This is a genomic window from Lentiprolixibacter sp. (assembly GCF_982873095.1).
Map to the genome: position 1 here is coordinate 1 of NZ_CEYNTP010000142.1, position 7350 is coordinate 7350.

Here is a 7350-nt window from a genome sequence, read left to right on the forward strand (position 1 = left end):
AACCTGCATTGTATCTTCGTAAACAATGGTTTGCTGCGAAAAAATGAATTCCAGGAAGTGCTGGATCAGTACGAACATATGGGGCTTAACATCAAAGGCGTTGATGCTTCGGCACGTTTTTTGAATGCTTTGGAAGGAGTAGAAGATCCTGAGAAGAAGCGCAAAATAATTGGTCGGGTTTTTATTGAAGTATTTGATGACGAAGCCCACAAGGTAAAAAATGTGAAATGGCTGGCACAAGGGACCATCTACCCGGATGTGATCGAATCCGTTTCGGCAACGGGAGGACCGTCGGCCACCATTAAAAGCCACCACAACGTTGGCGGGCTGCCTGATTTTATGAAACTGAAGGTGGTAGAACCGCTAAAAATGCTTTTTAAGGACGAAGTGCGGCGTGTGGGGACCACCATGGGGGTAGATGAAGAACGCCTGGGGAGGCATCCTTTCCCCGGGCCGGGGCTAGCTATCCGGATCCTGGGGGATGTAACAGCTGAAAAAGTGAAGATTTTGCAGGAAGTGGACGCAATTTTTATCAACGGATTGAAAGAATGGGGCCTTTATGACGATGTCTGGCAGGCCGGCGCCATGCTTTTGCCCGTAAATAGTGTAGGCGTTATGGGGGATGAACGTACATATGAAAAATGCGTAGCTTTACGTGCGGTCGAAAGTACTGACGGCATGACGGCAGATTGGGTGAATTTGCCTTATGAGTTCTTACAGAAGACGTCCAACGAAATTATCAACAAAGTACCCGGGGTGAACCGTGTGGTGTATGACATTAGTTCCAAGCCCCCGGCAACAATAGAATGGGAATAGGATGAAAAGAGCGTTAAGGAGAATTTTTCTGGTACTTGTTTTTATAGCAGCTTCCGTCCAGGCCTGGGCACAGCAGTATGCTACGCATGCGGTTAAGGAGGGCGAGACCCTGAATAGTATTGCCAAGCAGTACCGGGTTACACCTTTTAATATTCTTAAAGCTAACCCCGAGCTCAAATCCGGGGAGGATATACAACCCAATACCATTTTGGTTATTCCCCTGGCATCTGAGGCACCTGTACCTGAAACTGTTGAAGTTGTAAAAGAGAAAAAGACCACCGAGGAGTTGTTGAGAGCGCTCAAAAAGGATACCGTGGAGGTTGTCCTGGAACCCATTGGCTACAATCAGCACCGTGTTCGCAAGCGGGAAACAGTTTATGGCATAACCAACCGCTATGAGATCACAGAGGAAGACCTAAAACGCTATAATCCGCAGCTGTATTCAGAGCCACTTAAAAAAGGGATGCGCCTTCGAATCCCCATATTCCAGGAACCAGAACCGGATGAATTAGGATTAAACCCGGATGACTTTGAAGTGTATCGGGTACAGCCCAAGGAAACAAGATGGAGCATCGCCCACAAGTATAAGATCACCATAGACAGCCTGGTGGCCCTTAACCCGGATTTACCCAAGACAACCAATCACCTGATGATTGGACAGGAGCTCCTCCTACCCAAGGTTGCCGGCAGCTCTGTGGAACGACAGGAAGTGCAATTGTACGAGAGCTATACCGTGCCCGCACAGAAAACACTGTACAGTATTACCAAGGAATACGGAATAACCTATGACGAGCTCATTAAATTAAATCCGGAAATTGTTGAACAAAATGGCCTTAAGGAAGGGATGGTACTCAGGCTGCCCGTACAAAAGAACCCGCAAGAGGAGGTAAACACAGAAAACTATGTCTTCTATGAAGTGAAACCCAAACAAACCGAGTTTTCCCTCACCCGTATGTTCGGGATCTCTTACAATGATCTGCTCGAACTCAACCCTGACCTGGTCAAGGGATTAAAGGCGGGGATGGTCCTGAAACTGCCCCTTGATATCAATCCGGAGTTGCAGGTTAAGAATGCATTGGTCCTGGACAGGATCAACTTGCTGGACAGCATTAATCCCCAGAATCGCCCAAAAATACTGTTTATGCTTCCTTTTCGCCTGAACCGGCTCAATCTGAACGATACCGATGCCGTAGGAGCTACCATTGAAAGGAGCAATGCCCTTAAATACAGTCTGGGTCTGTATTCAGGAGCACTAATTGCCCTCGATTCCATTTCATCCCTGGGGGTCTCTGTGGATGTAAGGACCTACGATACAGAATTAGATCTCAATCGGGTGAAGGAGATTGCAACACGGGAAAATTTAGGCGATTACAGCGCAATTTTTGGCCCGCTGCAAGTGGATGCACTACAGGAAGTGGCCGCCCAGGCACTGAGTTATCAGGTCCCTGTTATTGCCCCCCTGGCTTCCAGTGCGGATATCAGCCTGAGTAATGTCTTCTTTACAGTGCCCACTGAGGAAAACCTTAGAGACCGTATGTTGTCTTACATGGAAAGTAAGGTGACCGAACAGCAGATCCTGGTCATAGCCGATCAGCAAAACAAGGACGCAGAACAGAAAATCCTTGAAAAGTTTCCGGACGCTAAAGTCGTTGAGATCTTGGAGGAGGAAGAAAACATAGCCCTGGATCTGGAGCTGTTCACCATGTCCCTTTCTATTGAAAAAGAGAACTGGGTCTTTGTGGAAACCGACAATTTTAAGGTAGTCAGCAGTGTGAGTTCCATCCTCAATTCGGCTATATCTGACACCACCCAGGTACGGATGTTCACTACAAACAAGAACAAGGCCTTTGAAAATGATGTGATCTCAGGGAATCATCTCTCCAATCTTCGGTTCACCTACCCTTCTATTGACCGGAAAACCGGAAACAGTGCCTTTATAACACGGTACCGCAGGCGGTTCGGAACCTTACCGGACCGGTATGCTACCCGTGGTTTTGACCTTACCTATGATATCCTTTTAAAGCTGGCCTACCGAATGAACCTCTTTGAGGCTTCTGAAACCATAGGGGTTACTGAATACGATGGCAACAAGTTCGATTATGCCAAGGACCTGGCCTCTGGCTATTTCAATACAGCTTCCTACATCATGATGTACGATGAAATGCGTGTGAAACAAATAAACCCTCAGGATGACCTCTAAAGTTACCTACCTTGGGGAGTTGCGTACAGAATGCAGGCACCTCCGGTCCGGGAACGAAATCATTACAGATGCCCCCGTGGACAACAACGGGAGGGGAGAGGCTTTTTCTCCCACAGACAAGGTGGCAACTGCCCTTGCAAGTTGTATGCTGACCGTTATGGGGATAAAGGCGCATGCGATGGGCCTTGAACTGAAAGGAGCCTATGCTGAGGTAACCAAGACCATGGCGGCTAACCCCAGGCGGATTTCCGGAATTAAAGCCATATTGCATCTACCTCAGAATATTGTTACGGAAACACGCACCATCCTCGAACGGGTTGGGAATACCTGTCCTGTAATTCAAAGTATCCATCCCGAGATTAAAAAAGAAATCCATTACCATTGGGATTTATAGTCAAGACCATTATAGTTGGCAGCCTGCTGTTTTTCCAGGGTTTCCTGCTTTGGGGGCAGGAGGAAGAGGCCATAGAGTGGGATCCGGAATATCGGTTGAGTTGGGAAGACTTTCGCGCCACCCCGCCCCTGACGGGCAATATAGCGGCGACTACTGCGAGTGGGATAAGTTATTACTTCTCCTCAACAGAGGTGAGTGGCGAGATGGAAGTGGACTTCACCGTGAAGTGCTTCTTTTACCCCGAAAAATCCTGGTATAAACCCGAGATCTGCAACGCAGTAGTCCTTAGTCATGAACAATTGCATTTTGATATTTCCGAACTCTTCGCAAGAAAAATGAGGCGGCAACTTAACAGTACCCGTTTTACCCGCAACATCAAGGCAGAGATAAGAGCGATTTATCGCAAGATCAATGAAGAACTGGCCGCCTTCCAGGATCGCTATGATTTGGAAACGGACTATTCCCGAAATGTGGGTCAGCAAAAGGCGTGGAATGCAACGATTCAGGCTGCCTTAAGCCAATAATTGGATTGGAATTCTTAAATGTCGCAGAGGGTCACCCCCTGGTCCAGTGCTGCAATTTTATCTTCCCAGGAAGGGATGAATTCCTGGGCAACATGACCAGAAAAACCAGTTGCGAAAATAGCCTTCATGATAGCCGGGTAGTTGAGTTCCTGGGTTTCATCAATTTCGTGCCTTCCCGGATTTCCCCCTGTATGATAATGCCCAATGTAGTTATGGTACTCCCGGATGGTGCGGATCACATCGCCTTCCATAATCTGCATGTGGTAGATATCGTAGAGAAGTTTAAAGTTATCCGTGTCCAGCCTACGGCATAATTCCACCCCCCAGGGAGTGTGGTCACACATATGGTCTTTGTGATCCACCTTCGAATTCAGCAATTCCATGTGCAAGACTACTCCATACTGCTCCGCCAGGGGCAGGATGTTTTCCAGGCCATCTACACAATTTTGCAGCCCCTCCTCCTCTGAAAGACCGTCGCGATTACCACTAAAGCAAATAAGATTGGCATACCCTGCATCTGCCACCTTCGGGATCATTTCCTGGTAGTTCTTAATCAAAGCGGGGTGATATTCTGGATTGTTCCAGCCCTGTGTAAGGCCTAGTTCCGCCCCCCAGCACATTGAGGCGTGGATGTTGTGTTTTTGCAACAAAGGCCAATCTTCGGGGCCTACGAGGTCTATGGCCCCTATACCTAAATCAGTAAGGTGCCCTAAAAACGTATCCAGTGGAATGCTGTTATAACACCAATAGCATACACTATGGTTAATGTTCCCCTTTCTCTGCCTGCTCGCAGGCATGGGTTGCTTCTGGGCAAGGGTATGCTGAAGACTGAGGAAACCCATAGATGCGGCGGTGGATGTACCAATAAATTTACGGCGTTTCATAGCTTTGAAGTTTAGTAGTTTTAAAGATAACTAAATTGAAACAGGGGGGATACCCATGATCAACAAGGAGCGCCTTATAAAATTAGCCCATTACAAAATGCCTTTTGGCAAATACAAGGGACGTTACCTTAGTGACCTGCCTTTACCTTATTTGGTGTGGTTTCGGCAGAAGGGATTTCCTACGGGCGTTCTGGGTGAATATCTCAGGGAGGTGCTCGAAATAAAAGAAAACGGACTTGAGGGCCTCTTGCGCCAGATAAGGGAAGATTTTGCGTCTTAGTCCAACGAAAATCCTAGCGCAATTTGTATCTTTACATCCCGTAACCTAGAGACGCGTCATGGCAGACACCAAATACATTTTCGTTACGGGAGGAGTGACTTCATCATTAGGCAAGGGCATCATTGCTGCATCCCTGGCCAAACTCCTGCAGGCCAGGGGTTATAAAACCACCATTCAAAAGCTGGACCCTTATATCAACGTGGATCCGGGCACCCTAAATCCTTATGAACACGGGGAGTGCTACGTGACCGATGACGGGGCGGAAACTGATCTTGACCTCGGTCACTATGAACGCTTCTTAAACGTAAGGACTTCCCAGGCGAATAACGTTACAACAGGGCGGATCTATCAAAGCGTTATAGAGAAGGAACGCCGCGGGGAATTCCTGGGTAAAACTGTACAGGTAGTACCCCATATCACCAACGAAATAAAGGAGCGTATCCAGATCCTGGGGAATAGCGGGGATTACGATATCGTGATTACCGAAATCGGCGGTACCGTTGGTGACATCGAATCCCTGCCCTATATCGAAGCAGTGCGCCAATTGCTTTGGGAACTGGGGGATAAGAATGCCATCGTGGTTCACCTCACCCTTGTGCCTTACCTGGCGGCAGCCGGTGAACTCAAGACCAAGCCATCCCAGCACTCTGTAAAGACCCTGATGGAGAGTGGTATCAAAGCGGATATCCTGGTGTGCCGTACCGAACACGAAATTTCCGAAGAGATAAAACAAAAACTTGCCCTTTTTTGTAACGTTAAAAAAGAGGCGGTGATACAGTCTATCGATGTTGCAACCATTTACGACGTTCCCATTATGATGCTGAACGAAGGACTGGACCGCGTTGCTTTGGAAAAATTGGACTTGCGGTCCCAGGGGGAACCTGACCTGGAGCAATGGCACGCCTTCCTGCATCGCCATAAGAACCCGAAAGGGGAAGTTACCGTTGGCCTCATTGGGAAATATGTAGAACTGCAGGATTCATATAAATCCATACTGGAATCCTTTATCCATGCCGGAGCAACCAATGAAGTACAAGTAAATGTGCGATCGATTCATTCAGAACACCTGGCCCCGGATAACATAGCAGGTAAATTAAAAGGTCTGGATGGTATCTTGGTGGCCCCGGGATTTGGGGAGCGTGGGATAGAAGGCAAAATTTCAGCTGTACGCTATGCACGTGAAAATGGAATCCCCTTCCTGGGGATCTGTTTGGGGATGCAAATGGCGGTTATAGAATACGCCCGTAATGTGCTGGGCCTCAAAGATGCCAACTCTACGGAAATGGACGAACATACAGAGCATCCTGTGATCAGTCTGATGGAAGAGCAGAAACACATTACGAACAAAGGCGGTACGATGCGCCTGGGAGCATGGGATTGTGAGATCAGGGAGGGATCTCTGGTGGCAAAGGTATACGGCGGGGAGACGAACATCTCAGAAAGACACCGGCACAGGTATGAACTCAATAATGAGTACAAGGAGAAGCTGCAGGAGTCAGGTATGCTGGCGTCAGGGATCAATACACAAACCGGCCTGGTGGAAATTATAGAACTCCCTTCCCATCCCTGGTTCATAGGAGTGCAATATCACCCGGAGTATAAAAGTACTGTAGCCAACCCACATCCCCTGTTTGTTGGCTTTGTGAAGGCCGTTCTCCAGCACAAAAGGCAACAAACTAATGCCAGTTTGGCATAAAGTGCCGTTTTGGGCATATATTTGCAAACCGGTTAAAGCGTATTACCGTTGAGGAACAGTGCGTCCTTACATGAGGTAGATCCTTAAGCTATTTTTAAATTCCATGGAAGAAAAGAAACTCGATGTCAAGTCAATTATCGGTTTTGTACTGATTTTTGTCATTTTAATTTTTTGGTTTTACCTGAACCAGCCCACTCCTGAGGAGCTGGAAGCACAACAGGCACAACAAGAACAAGTAGAAAAAGAACAAGCTCCTGACAAGCAGGAGTCTACTACGGTGCTTGAACAGCCAGCCGTAAACATACAGGATTCCGTAGCATTGGCAGATTATCAGAAATCGATAGGTGATTTTCAGTTCACGCCTGCACGCCAGGGGGTTACAGCATTGGAGAATGACTACCTCTATCTGGAAGTGAATAATCAGGGTGGCCAGATAACAGAGGCCAGGATGAAGCAATTTGTTACCTATGATTCTGTTCCTATATACCTGGTAAAAGAGGGCAATGCCGATTTTAACCTGAGCTTTAGTACAACTGACGGTCGGGTAATACAATCC

The 7350-nt window shown here is 47.6% G+C and carries 7 protein-coding genes and 1 pseudogene; 7 read left to right on the forward strand and 1 reads right to left on the reverse strand.

The window, feature by feature from the left end:
• From guaA to AC4E7D_RS09320, 4 genes are all read left to right on the forward strand, one after another.
• A partial coding sequence (gene guaA / locus AC4E7D_RS09305) for a glutamine-hydrolyzing GMP synthase (protein ID WP_490173528.1) occupies positions 1–816 on the forward strand: 816 nt, incomplete at its 5' end.
• Position 817: 1 nt separating this feature from the next.
• A complete protein-coding gene (locus tag AC4E7D_RS09310) occupies positions 818–3016 on the forward strand; it encodes a PBP1 and LysM peptidoglycan-binding domain-containing protein (RefSeq protein WP_490173529.1) in 2199 nt (732 codons plus the stop codon).
• Complete coding sequence (locus tag AC4E7D_RS09315) at positions 3006–3410, forward strand: OsmC family protein (RefSeq protein WP_490173530.1); 405 nt, start codon at positions 3006–3008, stop codon at positions 3408–3410. Before AC4E7D_RS09310 ends, AC4E7D_RS09315 begins: the two co-directional genes overlap by 11 nt.
• A complete protein-coding gene (locus tag AC4E7D_RS09320; protein WP_490173531.1) occupies positions 3398–3934 on the forward strand; it encodes a DUF922 domain-containing protein in 537 nt (178 codons plus the stop codon). Before AC4E7D_RS09315 ends, AC4E7D_RS09320 begins: the two co-directional genes overlap by 13 nt.
• Before the next feature lie 14 nt (positions 3935–3948).
• Here the strand turns inward: AC4E7D_RS09320 and AC4E7D_RS09325 are convergent, their stop codons facing one another.
• Positions 3949–4818 (reverse strand): hydroxypyruvate isomerase family protein, encoded by an 870-nt coding sequence (locus AC4E7D_RS09325; protein ID WP_490173532.1) that lies wholly within the window; start codon positions 4816–4818, stop codon positions 3949–3951.
• 55 nt (positions 4819–4873) lie between these two features.
• Here AC4E7D_RS09325 and AC4E7D_RS09330 point away from each other — a divergent pair, with 55 nt between their 5' ends.
• The 3 genes and pseudogenes from AC4E7D_RS09330 to AC4E7D_RS09340 all read left to right on the forward strand — a co-directional run.
• Entirely contained in the window at positions 4874–5098 is a 225-nt protein-coding gene (locus AC4E7D_RS09330; protein ID WP_490173533.1) for a DUF3820 family protein, read from the forward strand.
• Between the two features lie 58 nt (positions 5099–5156).
• Positions 5157–6794, forward strand: a complete 1638-nt coding sequence (gene pyrG / locus AC4E7D_RS09335) for a CTP synthase (RefSeq protein WP_490173534.1) — start codon at positions 5157–5159, stop codon at positions 6792–6794.
• 103 nt (positions 6795–6897) lie between these two features.
• Positions 6898–7350: pseudogene (locus AC4E7D_RS09340) on the forward strand (membrane protein insertase YidC); the annotation flags it as partial.

Coding starts and splice junctions, on each gene's coding strand:
- AC4E7D_RS09310 (WP_490173529.1), top strand. CDS start 818: ATGAAAAGAGCGTTAAGGAGAATTTTTCTGGTACTTGTTTTTATAGCA.
- AC4E7D_RS09315 (WP_490173530.1), top strand. CDS start 3,006: ATGACCTCTAAAGTTACCTACCTTGGGGAGTTGCGTACAGAATGCAGG.
- AC4E7D_RS09325 (WP_490173532.1), bottom strand. CDS start 4,818: ATGAAACGCCGTAAATTTATTGGTACATCCACCGCCGCATCTATGGGT.
- AC4E7D_RS09330 (WP_490173533.1), top strand. CDS start 4,874: ATGATCAACAAGGAGCGCCTTATAAAATTAGCCCATTACAAAATGCCT.
- pyrG (WP_490173534.1), top strand. CDS start 5,157: ATGGCAGACACCAAATACATTTTCGTTACGGGAGGAGTGACTTCATCA.